The organism is Burkholderia sp. BCC0044 (genome assembly GCF_902832955.1).
Lineage (GTDB): Bacteria > Pseudomonadota > Gammaproteobacteria > Burkholderiales > Burkholderiaceae > Burkholderia.
Map to the genome: position 1 here is coordinate 231,058 of NZ_CADFDO010000006.1, position 26,024 is coordinate 257,081.

At 69.3% G+C, this 26,024-nt stretch carries 29 protein-coding genes, 1 other RNA gene and 1 riboswitch; of the genes, 15 read left to right on the forward strand and 15 right to left on the reverse strand.

Annotated features, from left to right (window positions below):
* Positions 1 to 8 precede the first annotated feature (8 nt).
* Positions 9 to 1,823 (reverse strand): autotransporter assembly complex family protein, encoded by a 1,815-nt coding sequence (locus HWX14_RS31305; RefSeq protein WP_175886092.1) that lies wholly within the window; start codon positions 1,821 to 1,823, stop codon positions 9 to 11.
* Between the two features lie 248 nt (positions 1,824 to 2,071).
* Between HWX14_RS31305 and HWX14_RS31310 the strand changes: the two genes are divergently transcribed.
* From HWX14_RS31310 to panD, 4 genes are all read left to right on the forward strand, one after another.
* On the forward strand, positions 2,072 to 2,260 hold the full coding sequence (locus HWX14_RS31310; protein ID WP_006478107.1) for a DUF3460 family protein: 189 nt from the start codon (positions 2,072 to 2,074) through the stop codon (positions 2,258 to 2,260).
* Between the two features lie 4 nt (positions 2,261 to 2,264).
* The gene (locus HWX14_RS31315; RefSeq protein ID WP_012329011.1) at positions 2,265 to 3,137 is read left to right on the forward strand and encodes a ScpA family protein; all 873 of its coding nucleotides are present in this window, start codon (positions 2,265 to 2,267) and stop codon (positions 3,135 to 3,137) included.
* Between the two features lie 262 nt (positions 3,138 to 3,399).
* Entirely contained in the window at positions 3,400 to 4,239 is an 840-nt protein-coding gene (panC, locus tag HWX14_RS31320; protein WP_175886093.1) for a pantoate--beta-alanine ligase, read from the forward strand.
* A 43-nt stretch (positions 4,240 to 4,282) separates the two neighbouring features.
* On the forward strand, positions 4,283 to 4,669 hold the full coding sequence (panD, locus tag HWX14_RS31325; RefSeq protein ID WP_006484038.1) for an aspartate 1-decarboxylase: 387 nt from the start codon (positions 4,283 to 4,285) through the stop codon (positions 4,667 to 4,669).
* A 141-nt stretch (positions 4,670 to 4,810) separates the two neighbouring features.
* On the opposite strand, the gene HWX14_RS31330 is transcribed toward panD, so the two are convergent.
* The 4 genes from HWX14_RS31330 to HWX14_RS31345 all read right to left on the reverse strand — a co-directional run bounded on the left by HWX14_RS31330 (position 4,811) and on the right by HWX14_RS31345 (position 7,901).
* Entirely contained in the window at positions 4,811 to 5,470 is a 660-nt protein-coding gene (locus HWX14_RS31330) for a ParA family protein (protein ID WP_175886094.1), read from the reverse strand.
* Positions 5,471 to 5,616: 146 nt separating this feature from the next.
* Positions 5,617 to 6,030: a DoxX family protein gene (locus HWX14_RS31335; protein ID WP_175886095.1), complete on the reverse strand. Its 414-nt coding sequence runs from the start codon at positions 6,028 to 6,030 to the stop codon at positions 5,617 to 5,619.
* 148 nt (positions 6,031 to 6,178) lie between these two features.
* Positions 6,179 to 6,316: a hypothetical protein gene (locus HWX14_RS31340; RefSeq protein ID WP_175886096.1), complete on the reverse strand. Its 138-nt coding sequence runs from the start codon at positions 6,314 to 6,316 to the stop codon at positions 6,179 to 6,181.
* 82 nt (positions 6,317 to 6,398) lie between these two features.
* Positions 6,399 to 7,901: a cobyric acid synthase gene (locus tag HWX14_RS31345; protein ID WP_175886097.1), complete on the reverse strand. Its 1,503-nt coding sequence runs from the start codon at positions 7,899 to 7,901 to the stop codon at positions 6,399 to 6,401.
* Positions 7,902 to 7,975: 74 nt separating this feature from the next.
* Between HWX14_RS31345 and cobU the strand changes: the two genes are divergently transcribed.
* From cobU to HWX14_RS31365, 4 genes are read left to right on the forward strand one after another with little or no spacing between them, the layout of a single operon-like run.
* Positions 7,976 to 8,530, forward strand: coding sequence for a bifunctional adenosylcobinamide kinase/adenosylcobinamide-phosphate guanylyltransferase (gene cobU, locus HWX14_RS31350; RefSeq protein ID WP_175886098.1), 555 nt, complete (start codon positions 7,976 to 7,978; stop codon positions 8,528 to 8,530).
* Entirely contained in the window at positions 8,524 to 9,468 is a 945-nt protein-coding gene (cbiB, locus tag HWX14_RS31355; protein ID WP_175886099.1) for an adenosylcobinamide-phosphate synthase CbiB, read from the forward strand. Before cobU ends, cbiB begins: the two co-directional genes overlap by 7 nt.
* A complete protein-coding gene (cobD, locus tag HWX14_RS31360; protein ID WP_175886100.1) occupies positions 9,461 to 10,480 on the forward strand; it encodes a threonine-phosphate decarboxylase CobD in 1,020 nt (339 codons plus the stop codon). Before cbiB ends, cobD begins: the two co-directional genes overlap by 8 nt.
* Positions 10,477 to 11,394 (forward strand): cobalamin-binding protein, encoded by a 918-nt coding sequence (locus tag HWX14_RS31365; RefSeq protein ID WP_175886101.1) that lies wholly within the window; start codon positions 10,477 to 10,479, stop codon positions 11,392 to 11,394. Before cobD ends, HWX14_RS31365 begins: the two co-directional genes overlap by 4 nt.
* Positions 11,395 to 11,503: 109 nt before the next feature.
* On the opposite strand, the gene cobC is transcribed toward HWX14_RS31365, so the two are convergent.
* From cobC to HWX14_RS31390, 5 genes are all read right to left on the reverse strand, one after another.
* Entirely contained in the window at positions 11,504 to 12,088 is a 585-nt protein-coding gene (gene cobC / locus HWX14_RS31370; protein ID WP_175886102.1) for an alpha-ribazole phosphatase, read from the reverse strand.
* Complete coding sequence (locus HWX14_RS31375) at positions 12,073 to 12,825, reverse strand: adenosylcobinamide-GDP ribazoletransferase (RefSeq protein ID WP_175886103.1); 753 nt, start codon at positions 12,823 to 12,825, stop codon at positions 12,073 to 12,075. Before HWX14_RS31375 ends, cobC begins: the two co-directional genes overlap by 16 nt.
* Positions 12,826 to 12,838: 13 nt before the next feature.
* The gene (gene cobT / locus HWX14_RS31380) at positions 12,839 to 13,894 is read right to left on the reverse strand and encodes a nicotinate-nucleotide--dimethylbenzimidazole phosphoribosyltransferase (RefSeq protein WP_175886104.1); all 1,056 of its coding nucleotides are present in this window, start codon (positions 13,892 to 13,894) and stop codon (positions 12,839 to 12,841) included.
* Positions 13,895 to 13,955: 61 nt separating this feature from the next.
* On the reverse strand, positions 13,956 to 14,771 hold the full coding sequence (locus HWX14_RS31385) for an ABC transporter ATP-binding protein (protein WP_175886105.1): 816 nt from the start codon (positions 14,769 to 14,771) through the stop codon (positions 13,956 to 13,958).
* A complete protein-coding gene (locus HWX14_RS31390; RefSeq protein WP_175886106.1) occupies positions 14,768 to 15,883 on the reverse strand; it encodes an iron ABC transporter permease in 1,116 nt (371 codons plus the stop codon). The genes HWX14_RS31385 and HWX14_RS31390 overlap by 4 nt, the downstream gene beginning before the upstream one ends.
* A gap of 41 nt (positions 15,884 to 15,924) precedes the next feature.
* Positions 15,925 to 16,174, reverse strand: a riboswitch (cobalamin riboswitch).
* 154 nt (positions 16,175 to 16,328) lie between these two features.
* Here HWX14_RS31390 and HWX14_RS31395 point away from each other — a divergent pair.
* The 5 genes from HWX14_RS31395 (at position 16,329) to HWX14_RS31415 (ending at position 18,707) form a co-directional block, all read left to right on the forward strand.
* Positions 16,329 to 16,679, forward strand: coding sequence for a hypothetical protein (locus HWX14_RS31395; RefSeq protein WP_059504792.1), 351 nt, complete (start codon positions 16,329 to 16,331; stop codon positions 16,677 to 16,679).
* Positions 16,676 to 16,990 carry a cell division protein ZapA gene (locus HWX14_RS31400; RefSeq protein WP_011352906.1) on the forward strand — a complete coding sequence of 105 codons (315 nt, stop codon included), beginning with the start codon at positions 16,676 to 16,678 and terminating at the stop codon, positions 16,988 to 16,990. Before HWX14_RS31395 ends, HWX14_RS31400 begins: the two co-directional genes overlap by 4 nt.
* Before the next feature lie 81 nt (positions 16,991 to 17,071).
* A non-coding RNA gene (ssrS, locus tag HWX14_RS31405) (6S RNA) lies at positions 17,072 to 17,253 on the forward strand.
* A 70-nt stretch (positions 17,254 to 17,323) separates the two neighbouring features.
* The gene (locus HWX14_RS31410) at positions 17,324 to 17,785 is read left to right on the forward strand and encodes an EVE domain-containing protein (RefSeq protein ID WP_006478090.1); all 462 of its coding nucleotides are present in this window, start codon (positions 17,324 to 17,326) and stop codon (positions 17,783 to 17,785) included.
* A gap of 181 nt (positions 17,786 to 17,966) precedes the next feature.
* Entirely contained in the window at positions 17,967 to 18,707 is a 741-nt protein-coding gene (locus HWX14_RS31415; protein ID WP_034186272.1) for an SIMPL domain-containing protein, read from the forward strand.
* A gap of 136 nt (positions 18,708 to 18,843) precedes the next feature.
* On the opposite strand, the gene lgt is transcribed toward HWX14_RS31415, so the two are convergent.
* Together lgt and HWX14_RS31425 are read right to left on the reverse strand one after the other, a co-directional pair.
* Positions 18,844 to 19,740, reverse strand: coding sequence for a prolipoprotein diacylglyceryl transferase (lgt, locus tag HWX14_RS31420; RefSeq protein WP_175886107.1), 897 nt, complete (start codon positions 19,738 to 19,740; stop codon positions 18,844 to 18,846).
* Positions 19,741 to 19,829: 89 nt separating this feature from the next.
* On the reverse strand, positions 19,830 to 20,744 hold the full coding sequence (locus HWX14_RS31425; protein ID WP_175886108.1) for a LysR substrate-binding domain-containing protein: 915 nt from the start codon (positions 20,742 to 20,744) through the stop codon (positions 19,830 to 19,832).
* A 136-nt stretch (positions 20,745 to 20,880) separates the two neighbouring features.
* Between HWX14_RS31425 and ilvD the strand changes: the two genes are divergently transcribed.
* Both ilvD and HWX14_RS31435 read left to right on the forward strand, forming a co-directional pair.
* Complete coding sequence (gene ilvD, locus HWX14_RS31430; protein ID WP_175886109.1) at positions 20,881 to 22,554, forward strand: dihydroxy-acid dehydratase; 1,674 nt, start codon at positions 20,881 to 20,883, stop codon at positions 22,552 to 22,554.
* A gap of 126 nt (positions 22,555 to 22,680) precedes the next feature.
* Positions 22,681 to 23,007 (forward strand): c-type cytochrome, encoded by a 327-nt coding sequence (locus HWX14_RS31435; RefSeq protein ID WP_175886110.1) that lies wholly within the window; start codon positions 22,681 to 22,683, stop codon positions 23,005 to 23,007.
* Between the two features lie 149 nt (positions 23,008 to 23,156).
* Here HWX14_RS31435 and HWX14_RS31440 read toward each other — a convergent pair whose 3' ends face one another.
* The 3 genes from HWX14_RS31440 to HWX14_RS31450 are packed head-to-tail and all read right to left on the reverse strand — an operon-like array spanning position 23,157 to position 25,909.
* Entirely contained in the window at positions 23,157 to 23,921 is a 765-nt protein-coding gene (locus HWX14_RS31440; protein ID WP_175886111.1) for a DUF2486 family protein, read from the reverse strand.
* Positions 23,922 to 23,946: 25 nt separating this feature from the next.
* On the reverse strand, positions 23,947 to 24,363 hold the full coding sequence (locus HWX14_RS31445) for a DNA polymerase III subunit chi (protein ID WP_050012070.1): 417 nt from the start codon (positions 24,361 to 24,363) through the stop codon (positions 23,947 to 23,949).
* Positions 24,364 to 24,397: 34 nt separating this feature from the next.
* On the reverse strand, positions 24,398 to 25,909 hold the full coding sequence (locus HWX14_RS31450) for a leucyl aminopeptidase (protein ID WP_175886112.1): 1,512 nt from the start codon (positions 25,907 to 25,909) through the stop codon (positions 24,398 to 24,400).
* Between the last annotated feature and the right edge of the window lie 115 nt (positions 25,910 to 26,024).

Sequence of the window (26,024 nt, forward strand, 5' to 3'; positions counted from 1 at the left end):
CGGCAGGGTCAGAAAGCGATGCCGAGCGTCAGGTACGGGCGCACGCTGTGGTTGCGCAACCCGTACGCGACATCGACGTTGATCGGGCCGACCGGGCTGCGCCAGCGCGCACCGACGCCCACGCCCGGGTAGAACACGCGCTCGCCCCACGCATCGGTCGCGGTGCCGATGTCGAAGAACGTCGCGGCGCCCCAGTCGCGGTTGAACCAGTGCTGGTATTCGGCCGTGCCCGTCATCAGGTACTTGGTCGGCAGGACGGAGCCGTCGACGCTGTTGCCGATGCTCTGGTAGCCGTAACCGCGCACCGAGTTCGAGCCGCCGGCGCGGAACAACAGCGACGCCGGCACGCCGGTCGAGCTGCCGCTCGTAAACACGCCGCCGAGCTCCGCGCGGAACACGAACAGGTCGCGCTTGCCGATCGGCAAATACTGCTGGCCGCGCGCGTAGCCGCGGATGAAGGTTTCGTCGGCCAGCACGTGCTTGACCGCGAAGCCGGCCTCCGCGTGAATCAGGTTGCCCGAGCGCGGGAACAGCGGATCGTCGACGTTGCGGCGGGTCCACGCCCACTGCGGCACCAGCGCGCGGCTCGTGGTCGGCCCCGCGCCGTTCTGGTCGAGCCGGTCCTGGTAGTACATCAGCGAATACGCATAGTCGATGAACTGGCCGGTGCGCGTGCGCTGCACGCCGACCCGCGCGCTGTAGATGCGCGTATCCGACACGTTGGTGTTCGTGTACGACGCGAGCACGCTGTTGGTCCAGCCCTTCTCGCCCGGCGGCATCGACAGCTGGACCTGCCCGTACTGCTGGATCTGGTCGACCCGGCCCGAGACCGTCAGCGGCCACGCGGCGCCGAACGTGTCGAGATACGTATAGGAGCCTTGCACGTGCGGCCCGGTATCGGTCGCGAAGCCGACGCCGCCACGAATGTTGTTGTACGGGAATTCGCTGACCTTCACGTGCACGGGCGTGCGATCGGGCTTCGACGTATCGTCGCCGACGTCGATCGCGACGCTCGCGTAGTACGGCGTGTTCTGCAACTGCCGCTGCAATTCGGTGATCCGCCGCACGTCGTAGATCTCGCCTTCCGACAGCGGATTGACGTTCGTGACGATCTGTTCCGGATAACGGCGCACGCCGTCGACATCGACCTTGCCGATCGTAAACGTCGGACCGCTGTCGAACGCGACCGCGAGCGTCGCGCGCTGCGTGCGCGGATCGATGCGCGCCTCGGACGACGCGATCTTCGCGCCGAGATAGCGGCGCGACTGCAGTTGCCGGAGCGCCGCGCCCTTCGCGTCGTCCCAGTCGGACTGCGTGAACGGGTCGCCCGGCTTCATCGAGAACGCGAAACGGGTCGCGGTCTCCTGCTTCGGATCCTCGGTTTCGACCGGCCCCTTGAACGTCAGGTCGACCGTCGACACGACGGTCTGCTTGCCCGGATCGACCGCGATGCGCACGTCGCGCTTGCCATCGCGGGTGCGCACGTCGGTGCGCACGACCGGCGAGAAATAGCCGGCCGTCGCGGTCAGGTCGCGCACCTGTTGCGGCGTGGCGGTCACGAGGAAGTCGAACTGATCGTCGCTGATGTCGTCGCGCTTCGCGAAGCGGGCGATATCGAGATGCGTCTTCAGGAGCTTGCGGATCGCGCGCGGCGCGTCGATGTCGACGTCGTACTTCGCATGGGCCGGCAGCGCGAAGCACGCGGCCAGGCAGCCCGCGAGGGCCGCCCGCGCGACACGGGCCGCGGCGCCGGCGCGATCGCGTGCCGCGCGCCGGCCCGCGTGATGCGCCGTGTGTGCTTGCTGGTTCGACTGCCCCGCCAAATATGACCTCGCCGTCCGGGAGTGTTACGGTTTCGTGGAAAACCCTGTATTTGACCACAGGGCGCGGGCGTCACAGCCAAACGATTGTGAAAGAGTGCCAAGCCCCGTAAGGGCCGCCGCACGATGCCTGCCAGCACCGGCCCGCGGATTCGACGCGCGATTGGCGCCGGCTGTTCCCCGCGATGCGGTAAAATCCCGCCATCGAGAATCCGGCGCATCGTGCGCCGCCCGAAACGGAAGATCCAGCCATGCCGTACCAGTCCGACGTCACGCAGTTCCTGAACCAGCTCAAGCAGCAGAAGCCGACGCTCGAGGAAGAGCAGCGCAAGGGCCGTTCCCTGCTGTGGGACAAGCAGCCGATCGATCTCGAAGAACGCGCGGAGCAGCAGGAATCGCGCGTGAAGCAAACGTCGTACGTCTACTACCAGAACTTCTGACGACGTGAGCGCCGCCGACGAGGCCAGCGCCGCCCGGCAGGACGACGCGATCGCCGCGCCCGCGGGCGCCGATTCGACGCCCGACACGGTCGACGGCGTCGCGGCGTTCGCTCGCCTGTACGGCGAGCCGCTGTTCAAGCTGCCGCAGGATCTCTACATCCCGCCCGATGCGCTCGAGGTGTTCCTCGAGACGTTCGAAGGCCCGCTCGACCTGTTGCTGTACCTGATCCGCAAGCAGAACTTCAACGTGCTCGACATCCCGATGGCGCAGGTCACCGCGCAATATCTGGGCTACGTCGACCAGATCCGCACGTCGAACCTCGAGCTCGCGGCCGAGTACCTGCTGATGGCCGCGATGCTGATCGAGATCAAGTCGCGGATGCTGCTGCCGGTCAAGAAGGCCGACACCGGCGAGGAAGCCGAGGATCCGCGCGCCGAACTCGTGCGCCGGCTGCTCGAGTACGAGCAGATGAAGCTCGCCGCGCAGCGGCTCGACCAGTTGCCGCAGCTCGGCCGCGATTTCCTGCGCGCCGAGGTGTACATCGAGCAGAGCGTCACGCCGCGCTTTCCCGACGTGAATTCGGACGACCTGCGCGCCGCGTGGGCCGACGTGCTCAAGCGCGCGAAGCTCGTCCAGCACCACAAGATCTCCCGCGAGGAACTGTCGGTGCGCGAACACATGAGCCTGATCCTGCGCCGGCTGCAGAACGCGCGCTTCATGGAGTTCGCCGACCTGTTCGACACGTCGCGCGGCGTGCCGGTCGTCGTCGTGAACTTCATCGCGATGCTCGAACTCGCGCGCGAGTCGCTGCTCGAGATCACGCAGGCCGAGCCGTTCGCGCCGATCTACGTGCGTCTCGCGTACCTGCCCGCGTAAGGGCCGCCCTCCGCCGCTTCCCGTTCCCCGGGTCCTCCCGACGCTCGCCGCTCCGCCGCGGCGGAGGGCCCTCCGGCGGGGTGCCCGGCACGTCCCGATATAAAGTGAACGATCGTTCTTTTATCGATGCGTCGCGCGGCCAAATCCTCTACAATCCGCCGACGCCCGATGCGCCGCCCGCGCGCCGGCGTTCTCCGCTTCGACCCCGACGCCGCTGCCGCGGCGTCAACGCGCGCCTGCGCGAGGAACCCGCTACCCGATCATGAAAGTCATCAGCTCGATCCAGGAACTGCGCGACCAGCTGCGCGGACAGAACCGCACGGCGTTCGTGCCGACGATGGGCAACCTGCACGAAGGGCACCTGTCGCTGATGCGCCTCGCGCGCCAGCACGGCGACCCGGTCGTGGCGAGCATCTTCGTCAACCGGCTGCAATTCGGCCCGAACGAGGATTTCGACAAGTACCCGCGCACGCTCCAGGACGATATCGAGAAGCTGCAGCAGGACAACGTGTACGTGCTGTTCGCGCCGACCGAGCGCGACATGTACCCTGAGCCGCAGGAGTATCGCGTGCTGCCGCCGGACGACCTCGGCGGGATTCTCGAGGGCGAGTTCCGGCCCGGCTTCTTCGCCGGCGTGTGCACGGTCGTCACGAAGCTGATGTCCTGCGTACAGCCGCGCGTCGCCGTGTTCGGCAAGAAGGATTACCAGCAGCTGATGATCGTGCGCCGGATGTGCCAGCAGCTCGCGCTGCCGGTCGACATCATCGCGGCCGAGACCGTGCGCGACGAGGACGGCCTCGCGCTGTCGTCGCGCAACCGCTACCTGACGACCGACGAGCGCAAGGAAGCGCCCGAACTGGCGAAAACGCTGCAGCGCGTGCGCGAGCGCGTGCTCGGCGGCGAACGCGACCTCGGCAAGCTCGAGCAGCACGCGCACACGCACCTGGCCGAACGCGGCTGGGTGCCCGACTACATCGCGATCCGCCGCCGCGCGAACCTGATCGCGCCGAGCGCCGCCGAACTCGAAGCCGGCGAGCCGCTCGTCGTGCTCGCGGCCGCGAAGCTCGGCGCGACGCGCCTCATCGACAACCTGGAAATCTGACGGGCGGCCGCCCGCGCCTCTCACGACGCATCACGGAGACACCATGCAGCGCCACATGCTCAAATCGAAGATCCACCGTGCGGCGGTCACGCACTGCGAACTGCACTACGAAGGTTCGTGCGCGATCGACGAAGACCTGCTCGAAGCGGCGGGCCTCATCGAAAACGAACGGATCGACATCTGGAACATCAACAACGGCGAGCGCTTCTCGACGTACGCGATCAAGGGCGAGCGCGGCAGCGGGATGATCTCGCTGAACGGCTCGGCCGCGCGCCGCGCGCAGCTCGGCGACCTCGTGATCATCGCCGCGTTCGCGATGGTCGACGAAGCCGAATTGCAGGCCGGCTGGAAGCCGAAGCTCGTGTTCATCGACGAAGGCAACAAGATCAAGGGCCATCGCGATCACGTGCCGACGCAAAACTGGACGTAACCCGAGCGGCATGCCCGCGTGCCGTGGCGCGCGGGTGCAGTGACGCCGCTTGCCGCCGAAGGGCCGGATGCCGTACGCGACGGGATCCGGCCCTTTCTCATTGGGTGTCACGCCGGCCGGATGGGCCGGATGGCGGGATGCTCAGGAAGCCTTGACGGCCTTCTCGGCCTTCGGCACGCGCCGCTCGGCCCATTCGACGATCGGCCGCCACTGTTCGAGATCCTTCTCCACGCGGCTTTTCGCGACATCCCACAGCGTCAGGCCGTGCGCGGCGATCTGCACGTAGTTCTGCGTGTCGCGCACGTAACCGAGCACCGGCAGGCCGAGCCCTTCGACGAACCGGTGCAGCTGGTCGGACGAGCGCGTGCGCGCGTCGACCCGCATCCCGACGATCCCGATCTCGACGCTGCCCTTGCGAACGGCCTTCTCGCTGGCGAGGCGCTCCAGAAACTGCCGGGTCGCGAGAATATCGAACATCGACGGCTGCAGCGGCACGATCACCTTGTCGGCCAGTTGCAGCGCGACGTTGAGCCGCGTGCCGTGCAGCCCGGCCGGCGTATCGATCACGGCGTATTCGAGCCCGCGCGGCGGCTTCGACGGCGCGTCCGGATCGAGATCCCACGCCTCGATCGCCGGCAAGCCGGCCGGCCGCAGGTCGAGCCACGCATGCGCGGACTGCTGCCGGTCCAGGTCGGCCAGCGCGACCCATGCGCCCTGCGCCGTGAAATAGCCGGCTAGATTGGTGGACAGCGTGCTCTTCCCCACGCCGCCCTTCGGATTCGCCACCACGATGACCGTCATGAATTCCCCCGAAAAAGCCGCGCGGCGCCGGCCGCATGGCAGGCGCCGCTCGATTGCGGATACAGGGAGCGATGATATCGGCAAACGGGGGGTCACCGGAACCGGTCGCACCGAACCTGGGCCCCTTTCGTCTGCTTTCATTCACGTTACGCGCGCTGGACCGCGGCCTCCCGCGCGCCGATCGCGAACGCGCCGCCGCCCAGCAGGGCCTGCACGGCCAGCGTGACAGCCCAGAACGCCGGATATTCCCAGCCGCCGTGCGGCGACGAGAAGCCCCAGCCGTTCGGCAGATGCGCGGCGACCGCGCCGAGCATGAACGGCAGCAGCACCAGCGCGGCGATGCGCACGCGGAAGCCCGCGAGCAGCGCCAGGCCGCCCGCCAGTTCGACGAACGTGGTCAGGTACGCGAGCCAGCCCGGCAGGCCGATCGACGTGAAGAACTGCGCGGTGCCCGGCAGCGTGAAGACGAATACTTTCTGCGCGACGTGCGCGAGGTACAGCACGCCGAGGGCGACGCGCAGCAGCGTCGCGGCGAAATCGTTCAGGCGGTTGGCGTTCATGGCGAATTCCTTCGTGAGTGGAGGGGAATGGATCGCACTCTATTCGAATCGATTCGGCCGATAAACACGCGAATTCGCTTAAATAATTTCCAATCAGGAATGAATGAAGGCAAAAAAAGGGCATGACCGATCATGCCCTGCTTCCCGCTCAGTAACCGCTCTTGCCTTGCGTGGCGTCGCCGCCGGACTGGCCGCCGCCCGGCGCATACGAATCGCACGCCTGCGCGGCCGCGGACGCGCCCAGCAGCGCCGCGAGCAGGACGCTCCACCACCATCGAGCCCTCATCGTCGCCCTCCTTCGGGCGGACCTCCGCCCTCCTCTGTTGTACGCGATCGGGCGGAAAAAGCGAGGGCGGACCGACGCGGCCTCAACGAAATTCGGCGTACAGCGCGTCAAGGTCGAGGTGCTCGGCGAACGTGTCGGCCAGCCGCTCGAGCGACGCCTCGCGCAGCGCCGGGTAGTCGATGCGGGCCGCGCCGTCGAGCCCCGCCCACGCGAGCAGCGCCGCGCAGGCGTCGGGCGCGTCGAACAGCCCGTGCACGTAGGTCGCGAGAATCTGGCCGTCGGCCGACATCGCGCCGTCAGGGCGCACGCCATCCTGCGCGGCATCGGCGGCCAGCGTCAGCGCGGGCATTGCGAGCGCCGGCCCGCGCGTGTCGCCCATGTGGATCTCGTAGCCGCGCACGGCGGCCGCGCCCGGCAGCGCGAGTTGCCCGGTCACGTTCTTCAGCGTCTTGTCGGGTTGCAGCGTCGTGTCGAAATCGAGCAGCCCGAGCCCCGGCACGCTGCCGGGCGCGCCTTCGAGGCCGAGCGGATCATCGAGCGTGCGGCCGAGCATCTGCATGCCGCCGCAGATGCCGATCACCTTGCCGCCGTAGCGCAGATGGCGCCGGATCAGCGCGTCCCAGCCCGCGTCGCGCAGCCACGCGAGGTCGCGCTGCACGCTCTTCGAACCGGGCAGGATCAGCAGATCGGCGTCGGGTACGGGGCCGCTCTTCCAGTACGTGAATTCGACCTGCGGATGCGCGCGCAGCGGATCGAAATCGGTGTGGTTGCTGATGCGCGGCAGCGCGGGCACGACGACGCGCAACACGCCGGCGTCGCCCCGGGCGGCGGCGCTGCGCGCCTGCGCGGGCAGCATGTCCTCGGCGTCGAGCAGCAGCCCGTGCAGATACGGCAGCACGCCGAACACCGGCTTGCCCGTCTGCGCGCGCAGCCAGTCGAGCCCCGGTTCGAGCAGCTTGAGGTCGCCGCGAAAGCGGTTGATCACGAAGCCGCGCACGCGCGCGCGCTCGCTGTCCGACAGGCACGCGAGCGTGCCGACCAGGTGCGCGAACACGCCGCCGCGATCGATGTCGGCGACGAGCACGACCGGGCAGTCGACGCGCTCGGCAAACCCCATGTTCGCGATGTCGCCGTCGCGCAGGTTGATCTCGGCCGGGCTGCCGGCGCCTTCGACGATCACCGTGTCGTACCCGGCGCGCAGGCGCGCATACGACTCGAGTACCGCATCGAACGCGACCGGCTTGTAGTCGTGATACGCCCGCGCGTCGAGGTTCATGCGCGCCTTGCCGTGAATGATCACCTGCGCGCCGCGATCGCTCGTCGGCTTCAGCAGCACCGGATTGAAATCCGTATGCGGCGCGACGCCGGCGGCCAGCGCCTGCAACGCCTGCGCGCGGCCGATCTCGCCGCCGTCGACCGTCACCGCGCTGTTGAGCGCCATGTTCTGCGGCTTGAACGGCGCCACGCGCGCGCCGCCGCGGCGCGCGAGGCGGCACAGGCCCGCGACGAGCGTGCTCTTGCCCGCGTCGGACGTCGTGCCCTGGATCATCAGCGTGCCGCGCGGCCGCGGCTCGGGTGCATTCATCGTGTGAAAGGTGTCGCGAAGCAAAGGCGGCATTATCGCCCGCGCCGGGTCGCGCGCGCCGTTACAATCACGCGATGATTCCGCACGACCTCACCTTCGTCCTCGGCGGCGCGCGCTCGGGCAAGAGCGCGCATGCCGAGCGGCTCGCCGCCGACAGCGGCCGCCCCGTCACCTACATCGCGACCGCGACCGCCGCCGATGCCGAATTCGCGCAGCGCATCGCGCATCACCGCGCGCGCCGGCCGGCCGACTGGGGGTTCGCCGACGCGAGCGTCGATCTCGCGGGCACGCTCGCGCGGCTCGACGATCCGCACGCATGCCTGCTCGTCGACTGCCTGACGCTGTGGCTCACGAACCTGTTGTGCCCCGCCGACGGCGAACCGCTCGACGATGCGCAGTACGCGGCGCAGGTCGAGCGACTCGAGCACGCGCTGTGCGGCGCGCGCGCGAAGGTGATCGTCGTCAGCAACGAGATCGGGCTCGGCGTCGTGCCGCTCGGGTCGGTCACGCGCCGCTACGTCGACGAGCTCGGCCGCCTGAACCAACGCGTCGCCGCGCTCGCGACGCGCGTGACGCTGCTGGTTGCCGGGCTGCCGCTCGACCTCAAGGCAGGCGCGTCGTCATGCTGATGCTGTCGCTGCCCGTCGTCGCGATGCTCGCGGTCGCGGCCGCGCTCGTCGACCGCGCCATCGGCGAGCCGGCCGGCTGGCATCCGCTCGTCGCGTTCGGCCGCTTCGCCGCGCGCATCGAAGCCGCGCTGAACACGGGCCGGCGCGGCCGCGTGATCGGCGTCGCCGCGTGGCTCGCGGCGGTCGTGCCGCCGGTGGCCGTCGCGGCATGGCTCGTCGCCGTGCTGCCCTGGCCGTTCGCCGCTGCGCTGCACGTCGCGCTGCTGTGGTTCGCGCTCGGCGCGAAGAGCCTCGCCGACCACGTCGCGCCGATCGCCGCCGCGCTGCTGCGGCACGACCTCGACGCGGCGCGCGCGCTGACCGCGCGCATCGTGTCGCGCGACACGAGCAGCGCGGACGAAGGTGCGCTGTCGCGCGCGGCCGTCGAATCGGCGCTCGAAAACGGCAACGACGCGATCTTCGGCGCGCTCTTCTGGTTCGTCGTCGCGGGCGGCCCCGGCGCGTTGCTGTTCCGGCTCGCGAACACGCTCGACGCGATGTGGGGCTACCGCACGCCGCGCTTCCTGACCTTCGGCTGGGCCGCCGCGCGCATCGACGACGCGCTGAACTGGATTCCCGCGCGCCTCACGGCCGCCAGCTACGCGCTGCTCGGCGACACGGCCGCCGCATGGCGCTGCTGGCGCACGCAAGCGCGCCACTGGGACAGCCCGAACGCGGGCCCCGTGATGGCCGCGGGCGCCGGCAGCCTGAACGTGCAGCTCGGCGGCCCGGCCGTCTATCACGGCGAGATCGAGGATCGGCCGGCGCTGGGCACCGGCGCCACGGCCACCGCCCTTCACATCGTCGCCGCGCTGTCGCTCGTCACGCGCACGCTCGCGCTGTGGCTCGCGCTGCTGGTCGCGAGCGGCGCACTCGTCATGGCTACCCATCATGTCTGATTCATCGATCGCGCACGGCGGCAACCTGCATGAAGCCGCCCACCGCCACGGCATTCCGTACGACGCGTGGCTCGATCTGTCGACCGGCATCAATCCGCTCGGCTACCCGGTGCCGCCCGTGCCGGCCGACGCCTGGCGCCGGCTGCCCGACGACGGCGACGGCCTCGCGGCCTGCGCCGCGCAGTACTACCGCGCGCCCGATGCCGCGCACGTGCTGCCGGTTGCCGGCAGCCAGGCCGCGATCCGCGCGTTGCCGGCATTGCTGCCGGCCGGCGACGCCGGCGTCGCACCGCTCGCGTACGGCGAATACGCGCCCGCGTTCGCGCGCCACGGCCACCGCGTCGTCGCGCTCGACATCCGCGCCGATACGCTGCCCGCGACGCTGCGCCACGTCATCGTCGGGAATCCGAATAATCCGACCGCCGAGTTCGTGCCGACCGAGCGCCTGCTCGGCTGGCACGCGCAACTGGCGGCACGCGGCGGCACGCTGATCGTCGACGAAGCGTTCGCCGATACGGGTGCCGCGCCATCGCTCGCGCCGCAGGTCGATCGTCCGGGGCTCGTCGTGCTGCGCTCGGTCGGCAAGTTCTTCGGGCTCGCCGGGATCCGTGCGGGCTTCGTGCTCGCGCATCCCGCGCTGATCGCCGCGCTGCGCGACAGGCTCGGCGCATGGACCGTCAGCGGCCCCGCGCGTCACGCGGTCGCCGCGGCGTTCGCCGATCGTGCGTGGCAAGCCGCCGCGCGCGAGCGGCTCGCGGCCGACGGCGAGCGGCTGGCCGCGCTGCTGCGCGCGCACGGCTTCGCGGTTCGCGCGACGCCGCTGTTCAGCTGGACCGACGACCCGCGCGCCGCGGCGCTGCATGCGGCGCTTGCGGCGCACGGCATCTGGACGCGGCACTTCCCGACGCCGTCGAGCGTGCGCGTCGGCCTGCCGGGCAGCGAAGCCGAATGGCAGCGCCTCGGCGACGCGCTCGCGCATGGCGTGCCGCTGCTGCAGCGGGCGTCGGCATGAGTCCACGTGTGTTCAGCCGGATCGCGCCGGCCTCACTGCTCGCCGCACTCGCTCACGCGCCGCTCGTCCACGCCGACGTCACGACCCGCGACGACGTCGGCAATACGGTCACGCTGCCCGCGCCCGCGCGGCGCGTGATCAGCCTCGCGCCGCACGCGACCGAGCTCGTCTACGCGGCCGGCGGCGGCGCGAAGCTCGTCGGCACCGTCACGTACAGCGACTATCCGGCCGCCGCGCAAGCGGTGCCGCGCGTCGGCGACAACAAGGCGCTCGATCTCGAACGCATCGCCGCGCTGAAGCCCGACCTGATCGTCGTCTGGCGGCACGGCAACGCCGAGCGGCAGACCGACGCGCTGCGCGCGCTGCACATCCCGCTGTTCTTCAGCGAACCGAAGCATCTCGACGACGTGTCGTCGTCGCTGCGCCGGCTCGGCACGCTGCTCGGCACGCAACCGGCCGCCGATGCCGCCGCGGCCGCCTTCACGCGCGACATCGCGGCACTGCGCGCACGCTACGCGGCACGCCCGCCCGTCGCGACGTTCTTCCAGGTATGGGACCACCCGCTGACGACGCTCAACGGCACGCACCTGATCAACGAAGTGTTCGAACTGTGCGGCGGCCGCAACGTGTTCGCGTCGCTCAAACCGCTCGCGCCGACCGTGACCGACGAGGCCGTGCTCGCGGCGAACCCGGAAGCGGTCGTGACGACGAGTGCCGGCGCGACCCGTTCGAACGAACCGCTGCCGAGCCTTGAGCGCTGGCGCGCGTGGCCCGCGCTGACGGCCGTGGCGCGCAACAACCTGTTCGCGATCGACGGCGATCTGCTGACGCGGCCGTCGCCGCGCATCGCGCTGGGCGCGGCCGCGCTATGTGAGGATCTGGATGCCGCGCGTGCGCGGCGGCCGGCGCGCTGATTTCCAGCGCGGCGGCGCACGCGTTCATCGTGCATCGGTGCCGGACGCGTCCGGTGCGTAAGACGGATACATCGTGCGCAGCGTCGTTCACTTGCGGACGCAAGTGCGCCTATGCGTCCCAGTGCACGACTTCCCATGCGCGCACGTCGTCGTCCATGCGCAGCCACACGACCCCGCCCGTCGGCACCGGCCGCGACAGCAACGTATCGAGCGGCACGCGCAATACATGCGACGCGAATGCGCGGATCACGCCCGCATGCGTGACAACCCATTGCGGCCCGTCGAATGCCGCAAGCGCATCGGCCCGCCGCGCAACCCGCGCGACGAATCGCGCGACGCTTTCTCCGCCATGCGCGCACGCATGCATCAGGTCGGCCGCCCACGCATCGAGTGCGGCACGGTCGATATCGTCCCAGCGCTGCATTTCCCACGCGCCGAAATCCATTTCCTGCCAGTCGGCGTCGCGCAGCAGCGGCACGTCGAATGCCCGCGCGAGCTGTTCGGCAACCGATGCGCAGCGCGTCAGCGGGCTCGTCCAGACCTGTTCGGGCGACGGCGCACCCCGTTCCGCCAGATGCGCACGCACGGCCTGCGCGCCGTCATCAGCCGATTCAGCGAGCGGCACGTCGCTGCGCCCGTAACAGACGCCCGGCCCGATGCCGACGGCCGGATGACGAATCAGGACGACGTCCATCCGAGCACCACGAGATAGATCGCCAGTTCGCCCAGTTGCTGCACGAAGCCAAGACAGTCGCCCGTATAACCGCCGATCCGCTTCACGAAATAGCGGGCCGCCCACGCGCGCACGAGCGCGAGCGCCACGCATGCGGCGACGCCCATGCGCCAGTCCGGCCAGAACAGCCACGGCAATCCGAACACCGCCGCGACGCACGCCGCGCGTGCGCCCATCCGTTGCGCAACCGGCTTCGCCTTGCCTTCGGGCCGCACGTAGTCGAGCGTCATCAGCAGGCTCACGGCCATCGCGCGGCTCGCCGCATGCGCGGCGATCATCGTCCATGCGGCGCGCAACGGCAGCATCGACGTCAGCGCCTGCCATTTCAGGCCGAGCGCGATCACGAGCGCGACCGCGCCGAACGTGCCGATCCGCGAATCGTGCATGATGCGCAGCACGTCGTCGCGCGTGTAACCGCCGCCGAACGCGTCGCAACTGTCGGCGAGGCCGTCTTCGTGGAAGGCGCCGGTCGCGAGCAGCGTCGCGGCCATCGACAGCCCGACCGCGATCGATGGGGGCAGCGCGCGCAGCGCGACGAGGTAGACGAGCGCGCCCCACGCGCCGACGCACGTGCCGACGAGCGGGAAATAGCGCGCGGCCTGATCGAGATCGCCAGCCGCGTAGCCGATCGAGCGCGGCACGGGCACGCGCGTGAAATAGCCGAGCGCGACGAAGAAGTAGCGCAGTTCGGCGCGCATGCCGCGTGTGCGCTCAGGCGTCACGATCGTCGACGCCGGCGGACTCGAAGCTCGCCATCTCGCTGAGGAACGCGGCGGCCGCGCGCACCAGCGGCAGCGCGAGCGCGGCGCCCGTGCCTTCGCCGAGCCGCAGGTCGAGCGCGAGCAGCGGCTTCGCGCCGAAATGCTCGAGCATGCGCCGGTGGCCGGCCTCGTGCGACGTATGCGAGAACACGCAGTAGTCGCGCACGCCGGGCGCGATGCGCTCGGCGACGAGCAGCGCGGCGGTCGCGATGAAGCCGTCGACGAGGATCGTCATCCGCTCGCTCGCGGCCGCGAGGTACGCGCCTGTCATCATCGCGATCTCGAAGCCGCCGAACGTCGCGAGCACGTCGAGCGGCGCGATCGCATGCGAGTGCTTGACGAGCGCGCGGCCGAGCACCGCACGCTTGTGCGCGAGGCCCTGATCGTCGAGGCCCGTGCCGCGGCCGACGCATGCGTCGATCGGCACGTCGAGCAGGCGGCTCATCAGGCACGCGGCCGACGACGTGTTCGCGATGCCCATCTCGCCGAAGCCGATCACGTTCGTGCCGAGCGATGCGTGCAGGCGGACACGCGCCGCGCCGGCGGCCAGCGCCGTCGTCGCTTCTTCACGCGTCATCGCCGGCTCCGTCGCGAAGTTGCGCGTGCCGCGCGCGACCGGCAGCGACACCAGCCGGTCCGACAGCGGCAGCGGCGACGCGACGCCCGCATCGACGATCTCGAGCGTGCTCTGCGCGACGCCTGAAAACGCGTTGATCGCCGCACCGCCGGCCAGGAAGTTCGCGACCATCTGCGCGGTCACCGCCTGCGGATAAGGACTGACGCCCTCGGCCGCGATCCCGTGATCGCCCGCGAACACGATCGTCACGGGACGCTGCACGACGGGCCGCTCGGTGCGCTGGATCAGGCCGATCTGCAGCGCGAGCGCCTCGAGCTGGCCGAGGCTGCCGGGCGGCTTGGTCTTGTGGTCGATCACATGCTGCAGGCGCTTGCGCAATGCGTCGTCGAGCGGCGCGATCGCGGGCGGGAATTGGGTCGGAGTGGTCATCGAGGAGCCGTGTCGTGGGTGCGGCATGCGCCGCGCATCGAAAAAATCGGGACAGGAAAGGTCATTGTCGCGCAGGCCACGCCGGCAGCAACGCATCGCGGCCGTTCTCGCGAATCAGCACGAGCGGATAGCCGAATGCATCGCTCGCGCGCTCGGGCGTCAGCACGTCGTGCACGGGGCCGGCCCACGCATGGCCGCGGCCGTCGAGCAACAGCGCGTGCGTCGCGAAACGCCGCGCGAGATTCAGGTCGTGACACGAAAACAATACCGTGCGCGGGCCCGCCGCGAGCCAGGCGGCCAGCGCGGTCAGACAGTCGATCTGGTGATGCAGGTCGAGATGCGCGAGCGGTTCGTCGAGCAGCATCAGCGGCGCATCCTGGCACAGCGTCGCGGCCAGCGCGACCCGTTGCCGCTCGCCGCCCGACAGCGACATCACGTCGCGCGACGCGAGCGGGCTCAGGTCGAACGTCGCGAGCGCATCGCGCGCGGCCGCACGGTCGCCGTCGCGCTCCCAGCCCCAGCCACCGAGATACGGAAAGCGGTTGAGCAGCACCGTGTCGAACACGGTCGCGCTGAACGCATCGTGCAATTGCTGCGGCATCAGTGCGCGGCGCTGCGCGAGTCGTTCGGGGCGCCACGCGGCAAGCGGCCGGCCGTCGATCTCGACGTGTCCGCCGGCGGGCGGCTGCAATCCGGCGAGCGTGGCGAGCAGCGTCGTCTTGCCCGCGCCGTTCGGCCCGGCGACGCACCAGATCTCGCCGGGGCGGAACGCCTGCGTGAAGCAGTCGAGCAGCGTGCGCGCGCCGGCTTTCAGCGTCAGGTCGACGGCCGTGTAGTACATGTCGCCGGCAGCGGCGTTCAGTGCGGGGCCCGTCATCGCATCGGTCTCCTCAGCAACATCCACAGGAACACCGGCACGCCGATCAACGCGGTCATCACGCCGACCGGCAATTGCGCGGGCGCGATCGCGGTGCGCGCGAGGAGGTCGGCCGCCATCACGCCGCCGCCGCCCGCGAGCATCGCGGCCGGCAGCAGCATCCGCTGGTCGTTGCCGAACGCGAGCCGCAATGCATGCGGCACGACGAGCCCGACGAAGCCGATCGTGCCGGCCGTCGTCACCGCGGCCGCGGCGGCCAGCGACGCGACGAGATAGATCCGCACGCGCAGCCGCGCGACCGGCACGCCGAGCGCGAGCGCGGTCGCATCGCCGCGCAGCAGCACGTTCAGTTGCGGCGCGGCCGGCAGCGCGACGCCTGCGCTCAGCAGCAGCGCGCCCCACGCGAACCACGGCGCCGTCGCGCCACTCAGGTCGCCCGTCAGCCAGAAGATGATGCCGCGCAGCCGCGCGTCGGGCGCGAGCGACAGCAACAGCGTGACGAGCGCGCCCCACCCCGCCGCGATCACGACGCCCGTGAGCAGCAGCCGCGGCGACGCGTCGCGCGATTCGCCGCGCCACAGCTCGCGCCTCGCGAGCCCCAGCACGAGCGCGACCGATACGAGCGAACCGGCGAACGCGGATGCGTCGACGAGCCACCATGCGCCCCCTGCGATCATCGCGACGAGCGCGAAGCCGGCCGCGCCGCCGGACACGCCCAGCACGTACGGCTCCGCGAGCGGATTGCGCAGCAGCACCTGCAACAACGCGCCCGCCAGCGCGAGCAGCGCGCCGCACGCGAAGCCCGCGAGCGCGCGCGGCAGGCGCAGCGTGCGCACGATATCGGCGAACAGGGTATCGCCGCCGTGCGGCACGAGCGACGCGAGCGCTTGCCATGGCGACATCGGCACGCTGCCGATCGACAGCGACGCGACGAACAGCAGCGCGACCACGGCGGCCAGCGCGGCCCAGATGACGGCGGCGCGCGCGGCGCTCATGCCGCGCACGGCCGCGCGCACGACGCGCGGCGCATCCGCTTGCGGCAGCCGGCCGGGCGCGACAGGGGCGCGTGGCGGACGATTGGGGTCGGCATCGAAGGACGTTCCGTGAAACATTGCGCGCCCCGCTTCCCCGCAGGCCGCGCGTCATGGAGCCCGTGCGGGCTCCCCGTCTCGGCCGGTATCCGGGCTGGCGGCGGACCGGCTCGCCTTCCCGCGCGATGACGCGCAGTGGCCCGCGCCCGCGAGCGACCTGCACGCGAAACGCGCCCGAGCCGGCCTGCGTCACGCGACGCGGCCGCTTACCGTTGCGGGGGCAGCGCAGGTTGGCGCGCTCGTGGAGCCCACACCCTGCTTCCCGTTTAACCGCGCGTCCTGCGCGCGAGCACCGAGGCGGCGCCAGTTTAGGAGCCGGTCGCGCGAGCGTCAAGGAAGCATCCGGACCCGCGCGGGACGCGCCGATTCGCGGCAAGAAGCAGGGGTGTTACGACTGGAAACGTTACAGATGTCGGATTGCGCGGTATTCCGCGCTAAAATGCTGGGTCTTTAGAGGACGCAGCAAATGCTCAACGAACTCGAAACCCTGTCTCAAAATATTGGCCGTCTGATTTCGCTGAACAAGCGCTATCACTCGGAACGGCTCGCGCTCGAGGAGCAGGTCGCGCAATTGCGCGCGGAAGCGGACACGGTCCGCGCGGAACTCGCGCAGCTGCGCGACGAACGCAATGCGCTCGCGGCCGAGCGCGACACGCTGTCGGCGAAGATCGACGACGCCCAGGTGAAACTGAACGCGATTCTCGAAAAGCTGCCGCGCTCGAAGGGCGCGGAGCAAGCCGACAACCAGCTCGACCTGCTCGATGCGCAGGCGCGCACGGATGGCGATGACGCGGCCAGCCACGGAGAACATGCATGAGCACCAAGCAGATCGAAGTCTCGATTCTCGGTCAGGCCTATCGGCTCGCCTGTTCGGCCGAGACCGAAGCGGCGCTGCTCGAAGCGGTCGCGCGCGTCGACGCCGAAATGTCGAAAATCCGCTCGAACAGCTCGGTGCGCGGCACCGATCGCATCGCGGTGATGGCGGCGCTGTCGCTTGCATCGGAATTGCTGCGACTGCAAACGAGCGTGCGGCACGGTGAAGCATTTCCGGCGGAGGAAATCCGTCGTACAATGCATCAGATGAACGAACAGCTCGGCGCGGTGCTCGCACAGCACGAGACGCAGTAACGGTTGAAACGATGCGTCGATTCCGCTTGATCTCGACGGTCAACGGTGGTCAAATTGGCGCATCGAAACACAGTTCAGTCAGCTTCCCTGCCTGGTTCGCCAAGGTCATATATTCCTTGAACCAATGCCATGTGCACGGTTGCGGAAATTTGTAGCACGGGCGCGCGCGTCACTCTGTCTGATGTACCCGAAGTGCTGCTAACTGCGACCAATTCTGAACCTCAGGTTCAGGATGCCGGCCTAGCGGCCAAGGCGGGGGCCTATCCAACGGCATCGGGTAACGCCCGATGCCGTTTCCTTTTGTAGCGGCCTTTTTCTGCGTCGATCACGACCATGCAATACTGGCTGATGAAGTCCGAACCGGACGAAGCAAGCATCGACGATCTCGCCAACGCACCGCAGCGCTCGCTGCCGTGGACCGGCGTGCGCAACTATCAGGCGCGCAATTTCATGCGCGACACGATGAAGATCGGCGACGGCGTACTGTTCTATCACTCGAGTTGCCCCGAGCCGGGCATCGCGGGGCTCGCCGAAGTATCGTCCACGCCCTACCCCGATCCCACGCAGTTCGATCCGAAAAGCCCCTATTACGACCCGAAATCGACGCAGGAAGCGCCACGCTGGCTGCTCGTCGACGTGCGCTTCGTGAAGAAGTCGCCGCTCGTGCCGCTCGCCGCGCTGCGCGAGCACGACGAGCTCGCCGACATGCGCGTGCTCGCCCGCGGCAACCGGTTGTCGATCACGCCCGTCACGCGGGCCGAATGGCGATTCATCACCGAAAAGTTGATGAAGTAGGCGCGCGCCAAAGGTCAAATCTGGTCAGTACGCGCCGCCGCAACGGAACTCGCGACACGTTCGCGCGGCCTAAGCAACCGCTGTCGGCCGATCGGGCCGGCCGTCGTTTTTTTCGTCGCGCGGTACGCCCGCGTCGCGCACGCGTGATCCGCGTGCGCGCCCTCGCACAAGGAGTCCAACAATGACCAAGAAATCCGCACTCGCGCTGTCGCTCGCCCTCGCCGCCGCCGTTCCCGTCGCGCTGACGCTCGCGTCGCCCGCCGCGCACGCCCAGACGGCGAACCCGCACTTTCCGGAGCCGGCGGGCGTGCTGTCGCTGTCGTCGCAGGCCAGTGCCGACGTGCCGCAGGACATCATCCACATCACGCTGTTCTACGAGCAGCAGGCCAAGGATCCGGGCAGCCTCACCGCGCAGTTGAACCAGCGCGCGGACGCGGCCCTGTCGCAGGCGAAGGGCGTATCGGGCGTCACCGCGCACACGGGCGCGTTCTCCGTGTATCCGAGCACCGATCGCGACGGCAAGATCTCCGCATGGCGCGGCCGCACCGAGGTCGCGCTCGAATCGCGCGATTTCGCCGCGGCGTCGAAGCTGGCAGGCCAGTTGTCGAACCTGATGCAGGTCGCGAACGTCGAGTTCTCGCTGTCGCCGGAAGCGCAGCGCACGGCCGAGCAGAAGCTCACGACCGAGGCGATCAAGTCGTTCCGCGCCCGCGCGGACGAAGCCGCGAAGGCCTTCGGCTACAGCAGCTACACGATCCGCGATGTGAACGTCGGCAGCGGCCGCAACGTGCAGCCGTATCCGCGCATGATGGCGATGGCCGCGGCGCCGATGGACAGCGCGAAGATGAGCGCGCCGATCGCGGTCGAAGGCGGCAAGGCCACCGTGTCGGTCACCGTCAACGGCTCGGTGCAGATGAAGTAACGCGCATCGCGCAGCAGTCGAAAACGAAAAACGCCGGCCCGAGGGCCGGCGTTTTCATGTGCATCCGGGTGACCGATGCACGCGCCGATCACGCGTACATCGATACCGCGTCAAGCAGCCACCGCATGCAGCCACTTCACGCAGCCGCATTCGCGTTCGCCGCGCGGCGGCGATACGCCCAGACCATCATCGCGACACCCGCGAGGATCATCGGCAGCGACAGCCACTGCCCCATCGACAGGCCGAGCGCGAGCAGGCCGAGAAAATCATCGGGCTCGCGCGCGAACTCGACCGTGAAGCGTGCGAGCCCATAACCGATCAGGAACAGCGCGGATATCGCGCCCATCGGCCGCGGCTTGCGCGCGAACAGGAACAGCACGAAGAACAGCGCGATGCCTTCGAGCGCGATTTCATAGAGCTGCGAAGGATGGCGCGGCAGCATCTGGTATTGCATGAACACGTCGGCGAGATGCCACTTCTCGACGAGCTCCGGATGCTTCGGCAGCCATGCCGCGTCGTCGCGCATCGCGCCGGGGAACAGCATCGCCCACGGCGCCGTCGGATCGGTCACGCGGCCCCACAGTTCGCCGTTGATGAAGTTGCCGAGCCGCCCGGCCGCGAGCCCCAACGGCACCATCGGCGCGACGAAATCGGTGACCTGCAGCCAGTGCCGCTTGCGCTGCCACGCGAACAGCATCATCGCGAGCGTCACGCCGAGGAAGCCGCCGTGAAACGACATGCCGCCTTCCCACACCTTGAACACGTCGAGCGGATGCGAGAAGTAGAAATCGGCCTTGTAGAACAGCACATAGCCGAGCCGGCCGCCGAGCACGGTGCCGAGCACGCCGTAGAACATCATGTCGTCGATGTCCTTCGCGGTCCAGCCCTGCGCCGCGACGTGCGGCAGCTTCAGGCGGATCCGGCCGACGACGATCGCAGCGATGAAGCCGACGAGATACATGAGGCCGTACCAGCGCACGGCCAGCGGCCCGAGATGGATCGCAACGGGGTCGAAATTCGGGTGAATGATCATGGGTTAGCGAAGAAGTTTTCGAATACGGTACGGCCGTCGCACACGTGCGGCACCGCGCGTTGGACGGCGCCCGCGCACCATCGTTCACGTCACGCGGCCAGCCCCTGCGCGCGCACGACGTCGATGAAGCCCGCGAGCACGGGGCTCACGTCGCCGGTGCGCCACACGAGCCCCGTCTCGACGACCGGCGCGTGGCCGGCCAGCGGCCGGTACACGACGCCGGTGCGCCGCAGGTTACGCAGCGATTGCGGCACCAGTGCGACGCCCATCCCGGCCGACACGAGGCTGACGATCGTCTGCATCTGGATCGCCTCCTGGCCGATGCGCGGGGTTTCCCCCGCCGCGCCGTAGCAGCCCGTAATGATGTCATAAAAGCCGGGCGCCAAACGGCGCGGAAAGATCACGAGCGGCAACGCGGCGACCTCGGCGAGCTGTACGGGCTCGTCCTCGGGCGCGTCGGACGCCCCGGCCGGCATCGCGACTACCAGCGGCTCGCGCACCACCGGCAGATACGACAGCCCGGCCGCGTGACGCGGCGGCACGGGCGGAATCACGAGCCCCGCGTCGATGCGCCCGGCGACGAGTTCGTCGATCTGCACGTCGCTCGTCGCTTCCGTGAGCTGCAGCCGGACCTGCGGATAGCGCGCGGCGAACGCACGCAGCAGCGACGGCAGCAGCCCGTAATCGGCGGTCGACACGAACGCGAGCGACAGCGAGCCGGCCTCGCCGCGCGCGAGCCGTCGCGCGAGCGGCGGCAGCGCATCGGCCGACGCGAGCAGCCGGCGCACGTCGGGCAGCAGCGCCGCGCCGACCGCCGTCAGCGCGACCGAGCGCTTGGTGCGCACGAACAGCGCAACGCCGAGCGCGTCCTCGAGCGCGCGGATCGCCTGCGACAGCGGCGGCTGCGTCATCGACAGACGCTCCGCCGCGCGGCCGAAATGGCGCTCGTCGGCGACGGTGACGAAATAGCGCCACTGGCGCAGGTCGGGGGTGGGATCGGCCATACTCGACTCATTCGCAAAACGACTTAATAGGAGACAAATAATATATTGGACATCCCATAACGGAAACTCCATGCTTGATTGACCCACCCGGCGCGCCGTTCGCGCCGGCGTCGCCAAAACAACGATGGAGCTCCCCATGTCGTACAACCGCCGCTCTAGAAACATCACGCAAGGCGTGGCCCGTTCGCCGAACCGCTCGATGTATTACGCGCTCGGCTACCAGAAGGACGATTTCGACAAGCCGATGGTCGGCATCGCGAACGGCCATTCGACGATCACGCCGTGCAATTCCGGCCTGCAGCGGCTGTCGGACGCCGCGGTCGACGCCGTGAAGGCGGCCGGCGCGAACCCGCAGATCTTCGGCACGCCGACGATTTCGGACGGCATGTCGATGGGCACCGAAGGCATGAAGTACTCGCTCGTGTCGCGCGAAGTGATCGCCGACTGCATCGAGACCTGCGTGCAGGGCCAGTGGATGGACGGCGTGGTGGTGGTCGGCGGCTGCGACAAGAACATGCCCGGCGGCATGATCGCGCTCGCGCGCCTGAACGTGCCGGGCATCTACGTGTACGGCGGCACGATCCGCCCGGGCAACTGGAAGGGCCGCGACCTGACGATCGTGTCGTCGTTCGAGGCCGTCGGCGAATTCACCGCGGGCCGGATGTCGCAGGAGGATTTCGAAGGCGTCGAGAAAAACGCGTGCCCGACGTCGGGGTCGTGCGGCGGCATGTACACCGCGAACACGATGAGTTCGTCGTTCGAGGCGCTCGGGATGTCGCTGCTGTATTCGTCGACGATGGCGAACCCCGATCAGGAGAAAGTCGATTCGGCCGCCGCATCGGCGCGCGTGCTGGTCGAGGCCGTGAAGCGCGACCTGAAGCCGCGCGACATCATCACGAAGGAATCGATCGAGAACGCGGTGTCGGTGATCATGGCCACCGGCGGCTCGACCAATGCGGTGCTGCACTATCTCGCGATCGCGCACGCGGCCGAGGTCGACTGGACGATCGACGACTTCGAGCGCATCCGCAAGCGCGTGCCGGTGATCTGCGACCTGAAGCCGTCCGGGAAGTACGTCGCGACCGACCTGCACCGGGCCGGGGGGATTCCGCAGGTGCTGAAGATCCTGCTCGACGCGGGGCTGCTGCACGGCGACTGCATGACGATCACCGGCCGCACGATCGCCGACGAGCTGAAGGACGTGCCGGCCGTACCGCGCGCGGACCAGGACGTGATCTTCCCGATCGACCGCGCGCTGTACAAGGAAGGCCACCTGGCGATCCTGAAGGGCAATCTCGCGGAAGACGGCGCGGTCGCGAAGATCACCGGCCTGAAGAACCCGGTGATCACCGGCCCGGCGCGCGTGTTCGACGACGAGCAGAGCGCGATGGATGCGATCCTCGGCGACCGGATCCGCGCGGGCGACATCCTCGTGCTGCGCTACCTCGGCCCGCAGGGCGGCCCCGGCATGCCGGAGATGCTCGCGCCGACTTCCGCGATCATCGGCAAGGGGCTCGGCGAATCGGTCGGCTTCATCACGGACGGGCGATTCTCGGGCGGCACCTGGGGCATGGTGGTCGGCCACGTCGCGCCGGAGGCGTTCGTCGGCGGCACGATCGCGCTGGTGCAGGAAGGCGATTCGATCACGATCGACGCGCACCGGCTGCTGCTGCAACTGAACGTCGACGACGCGGAACTCGCGCGCCGCCGCGCCGCCTGGCGACAACCGGCGCCGCGCTATACGCGCGGGGTGCTCGCGAAATTCGCGGCGCTCGCCCGGCCGGCGAACCAGGGGGCGGTCACCGGTTGATGCAGCGACGTCATCGCATGCGACCCCGATAAACGGGCCGCCGGGGGAACGCCCAAAACGTGCTTTCCCTTTGCTTCTATAATGCGCGGACCATGAAGCCGGCCGTCCCCGCCGGCGGAGAACCGCATGAAACAGACGATATTGCGCGTGCTGCTCGCCACGCTGCTGACCGGCAGCGCTGCGGCGGCGCGCGCCGACCAGGCCGACGGGCTCGCGCTCGCCCAGCGCAAGAACTGCATGGCCTGCCATGCGATCGGCAAGCCGCTGATGGGTCCGTCGTTCCACGACATCGCCGGCAAGTACGCGGCGCGCGGCGACGCGGCCGATTATCTGGCGCAATCGATCGTGAAAGGCAGCGTCGGCGTATGGGGCAGCGTGCCGATGCCCGCCAATACGCAACTGACGAGCATCGAAGCCCGCACGCTGGCCCAGTGGGTGCTGTCGGTTCGCTGAATCGGGTACCGGCGCGGCGCACCTACGTCGTATGCAGCGCGTCGCGGGCAGACGGCCCCGCACCGCCCCCGACCGGCGGCACCTCACTGCCGGCTTCGCAGGCCCTTACTAACCGCCCCCTCTTTTTCCCCGCCGCGAACGATTGCCGTTCAGCCGGAATGACCGGCGCGACGGCGGGCGATCTCTTCATCGACCGCATCGCGCACCCAATCCATCACCTCGGTTTCCAGCGCGAGCGCGACTTCACGCGTGACCTGCCCGACCAGCCAGGCCGAATGCTCGTGCAGCGCATCGCGACAACGCGCTTCGATGGCCTCGCGTCCTGGCCCCGTCAGATAGTTCGTCAGGCGATGGCGCAGCCGTTCGGCGATGTGCTGCGCATCTTCCGGCGTCAGGGCCGCTGCGGCCTGCGCATCCGGCTGCGGCGCTGCACTGGGCGGGAGGCCCGCCTCCGGCACGGCCGTGTCGGGCGCGTGCGCGGCCGCTTCGCGTGCAATCGCGGCGAACGTGTGGGGCGGCAGGTCGTCATCGACCAGCGACGAGCGCAGCGGCGCCGTCATCGCCGCGGCGTCTTCGGCGACCACGTGCTCCGCGGCGCCGGGTTCGGCCGGCGCATCGGTTTCGCCCGCGGCAGCGGCCGTCGCGACGTCGCCCGGCAGCTCGACGGCCGGCACGTGCGGCGTCGGTACCGGTTCGACCACGACGGAATCGGGGTCGGCTTCGGCTTGGTGGGAATCGGCCGGCGCAGCACCGGCGGCGGCCGGTGCGATCACGTCGGTGAGCACCGGAATCGCCGCGCTGTCGTGCGGCCGCGGCCCGGGTGCGGCGGACGCGGGCGAACGCGCCGGCGCCGGCTTGCCCGGCACCAGCACGTCGGTCAGCGTCGGGATCGAGGATGAATCGGCTTCTGTCACGGGAACACTCCGTCGACGGTTGCGGCTAGCCGCCCTGCTTGTAGTTGTTCAGCGCGTAGCCGCGGTCGCGGTAGAACCGGTAGCGGTCGCGGCCCGCGGCCAGCTCGTCCGGCGCGTTGCCGACCACTTCGAGCAGGCGCTCGAAGCGAGCGAACTGCGCGGGCACGGTCGCGCCGAGGTTCAGCAGCACGTGATGATGCGGTGCGCGGTCGAGATCGGCGGCCAGCACGATCGGCGTGCCGGCTGCGTGCTCGCTGTCGACGCCGCAATGCGGGATGAAATCGAGCGGCGAGAACGTCCAGAGCCGCTCGTCGAGCGCGCGCAGGCGCGCGGGCTCGGCGAGCACGACGACCGGCTGCCCGGCCAGGTAGGCCTTGCGCAGCAGCCGGCACGCGTACGCGAGCGAATCGCCGACGTTCGAGTGGAAATCGATCCGCGTCATTGCCCGCGCACCCGCAGCGTCGTCAGCCCCGCCATCACTGGCCGGCGCGGTCGATCAGGAACTGCGCGAGCAACGGCACCGGACGGCCCGTCGCACCCTTCGCGGCACCGCCCTTCCATGCGGTGCCCGCGATGTCGAGGTGGGCCCACGGATAGCTCTCGGTGAAGCGCGACAGGAAGCACGCGGCCGTCACGGCGCCGGCCGGGCGCCCGCCGATGTTCGCGAGATCCGCGAAATTCGACTTCAGCTGATCCTGGTACTCGTCGTCGAGCGGCATGCGCCATGCCGGGTCGTTCGCCTCGCGCGACGCGTCGAGCAGTTCGCCCGCGAGCGCGTCGTTCGTCGAGAACAGCCCGCTGTTGTGGCCGCCCAGCGCGATCACGCATGCGCCCGTCAGCGTCGCGACGTCGATCACCGCGGCCGGCTTGAAGCGCTCGGCATACGTGAGTGCGTCGCACAGGATCAGGCGGCCTTCGGCGTCGGTGTTCAGCACCTCGATCGTCAGCCCCTTCATGCTGGTGACGATGTCGCCCGGCTTCGTCGCGTTGCCGCCCGGCATGTTCTCGCAGGTCGGCACGATCGCGACGACGTTGATCTTCAGGCCCATCTCGGCAACCGCGCGGATCGTGCCGAGCACCGAGCCCGCGCCGCACATGTCGTACTTCATCTCGTCCATGCCTTCGCCCGGCTTCAGCGAGATGCCGCCCGTATCGAACGTGATGCCCTTGCCGACCAGCACGACCGGCGCGGCCTTCGCGGCGGCGCCCTGGTAGTGCAGCACGATGAATTGCGGCGGCTCGACCGACGCCCGCGCGACCGACAGGAACGACCCCATCTTCAGCGCCTGGATCTGCTTGAGCCCGAGGACTTCGGCCTTCAGGCCCCAATCCTTCGCGATCTTCTTCGCGGTGTTGCCGAGGTAGGTCGGCGTGCAGACGTTGCCCGGCAGGTTGCCGAGGTCGCGGGTGAGATCCATCCCGTTCGCGAGCGCGACGGCCTGCTTGATCGCGACCTTCGCGGCCTTTTCGTCGGCCGGGTCGACGCTGAACACGACGCGCTTGAGCGTGTGCGACGCCGGTTCCGGCTTGCTCTTCATCTGCGTGAAGCGGTAGGTCTCGTTGCGCAGCGCGAGGATAGCGGCGCGCACGCCCCAGTCGGAGCTGCGCTCGTCGACCGGCAGTTGCGCGAGCGAGAACGTGACCTGGACGACCTTGGTCGCCAGCAGCGCGCGCCAGGCGGCCGTCACCGCGTCGTTATAGGCTTTCTGATTGAAAGCATCCTGCTTGCCGAGCCCGACGAGCAGCACGCGCGACGCGCCGATGCCCGATACTTCGTGGAGGAACAGCGTCTTGCCGCGCTTGCCGTCCATGTCGCCGGCCTTCACCACGCGCGAGATCAGTCCCTTGGTGGCCGTGTCGATGTCGAGCGCCGCGCCCGACAGGGTCTGCGCCTCGAAGATGCCGAGCACGATGCAGTCGGACTTCCCGGTCAGGAACCCCTTGGCCTCGCCTTTGCTCCAATCACAGCCTTTTATGCTAAAGTCCATCGCGCTTGTCCTCGGATAAAATCTGGGCTAAGGATGAAAGCCGCAATTATCCGCTATTTTTCCCGTGGCGGCGCGAGCGCCGCACCACGCGTGCGCAGCCTCCCGCCCTCTTCTC

Coding starts and splice junctions, on each gene's coding strand:
- HWX14_RS31310 (WP_006478107.1), top strand. CDS start 2,072: ATGCCGTACCAGTCCGACGTCACGCAGTTCCTGAACCAGCTCAAGCAG.
- panC (WP_175886093.1), top strand. CDS start 3,400: ATGAAAGTCATCAGCTCGATCCAGGAACTGCGCGACCAGCTGCGCGGA.
- panD (WP_006484038.1), top strand. CDS start 4,283: ATGCAGCGCCACATGCTCAAATCGAAGATCCACCGTGCGGCGGTCACG.
- HWX14_RS31330 (WP_175886094.1), bottom strand. CDS start 5,470: ATGACGGTCATCGTGGTGGCGAATCCGAAGGGCGGCGTGGGGAAGAGC.
- HWX14_RS31335 (WP_175886095.1), bottom strand. CDS start 6,030: ATGAACGCCAACCGCCTGAACGATTTCGCCGCGACGCTGCTGCGCGTC.
- HWX14_RS31340 (WP_175886096.1), bottom strand. CDS start 6,316: ATGAGGGCTCGATGGTGGTGGAGCGTCCTGCTCGCGGCGCTGCTGGGC.
- HWX14_RS31345 (WP_175886097.1), bottom strand. CDS start 7,901: ATGAATGCACCCGAGCCGCGGCCGCGCGGCACGCTGATGATCCAGGGC.
- cobU (WP_175886098.1), top strand. CDS start 7,976: ATGATTCCGCACGACCTCACCTTCGTCCTCGGCGGCGCGCGCTCGGGC.
- cbiB (WP_175886099.1), top strand. CDS start 8,524: ATGCTGATGCTGTCGCTGCCCGTCGTCGCGATGCTCGCGGTCGCGGCC.
- cobD (WP_175886100.1), top strand. CDS start 9,461: ATGTCTGATTCATCGATCGCGCACGGCGGCAACCTGCATGAAGCCGCC.
- HWX14_RS31365 (WP_175886101.1), top strand. CDS start 10,477: ATGAGTCCACGTGTGTTCAGCCGGATCGCGCCGGCCTCACTGCTCGCC.
- cobC (WP_175886102.1), bottom strand. CDS start 12,088: ATGGACGTCGTCCTGATTCGTCATCCGGCCGTCGGCATCGGGCCGGGC.
- HWX14_RS31375 (WP_175886103.1), bottom strand. CDS start 12,825: ATGCGCGCCGAACTGCGCTACTTCTTCGTCGCGCTCGGCTATTTCACG.
- cobT (WP_175886104.1), bottom strand. CDS start 13,894: ATGACCACTCCGACCCAATTCCCGCCCGCGATCGCGCCGCTCGACGAC.
- HWX14_RS31385 (WP_175886105.1), bottom strand. CDS start 14,771: ATGACGGGCCCCGCACTGAACGCCGCTGCCGGCGACATGTACTACACG.
- HWX14_RS31390 (WP_175886106.1), bottom strand. CDS start 15,883: ATGTTTCACGGAACGTCCTTCGATGCCGACCCCAATCGTCCGCCACGC.
- HWX14_RS31395 (WP_059504792.1), top strand. CDS start 16,329: ATGCTCAACGAACTCGAAACCCTGTCTCAAAATATTGGCCGTCTGATT.
- HWX14_RS31400 (WP_011352906.1), top strand. CDS start 16,676: ATGAGCACCAAGCAGATCGAAGTCTCGATTCTCGGTCAGGCCTATCGG.
- HWX14_RS31410 (WP_006478090.1), top strand. CDS start 17,324: ATGCAATACTGGCTGATGAAGTCCGAACCGGACGAAGCAAGCATCGAC.
- HWX14_RS31415 (WP_034186272.1), top strand. CDS start 17,967: ATGACCAAGAAATCCGCACTCGCGCTGTCGCTCGCCCTCGCCGCCGCC.
- lgt (WP_175886107.1), bottom strand. CDS start 19,740: ATGATCATTCACCCGAATTTCGACCCCGTTGCGATCCATCTCGGGCCG.
- HWX14_RS31425 (WP_175886108.1), bottom strand. CDS start 20,744: ATGGCCGATCCCACCCCCGACCTGCGCCAGTGGCGCTATTTCGTCACC.
- ilvD (WP_175886109.1), top strand. CDS start 20,881: ATGTCGTACAACCGCCGCTCTAGAAACATCACGCAAGGCGTGGCCCGT.
- HWX14_RS31435 (WP_175886110.1), top strand. CDS start 22,681: ATGAAACAGACGATATTGCGCGTGCTGCTCGCCACGCTGCTGACCGGC.
- HWX14_RS31445 (WP_050012070.1), bottom strand. CDS start 24,363: ATGACGCGGATCGATTTCCACTCGAACGTCGGCGATTCGCTCGCGTAC.
- HWX14_RS31450 (WP_175886112.1), bottom strand. CDS start 25,909: ATGGACTTTAGCATAAAAGGCTGTGATTGGAGCAAAGGCGAGGCCAAG.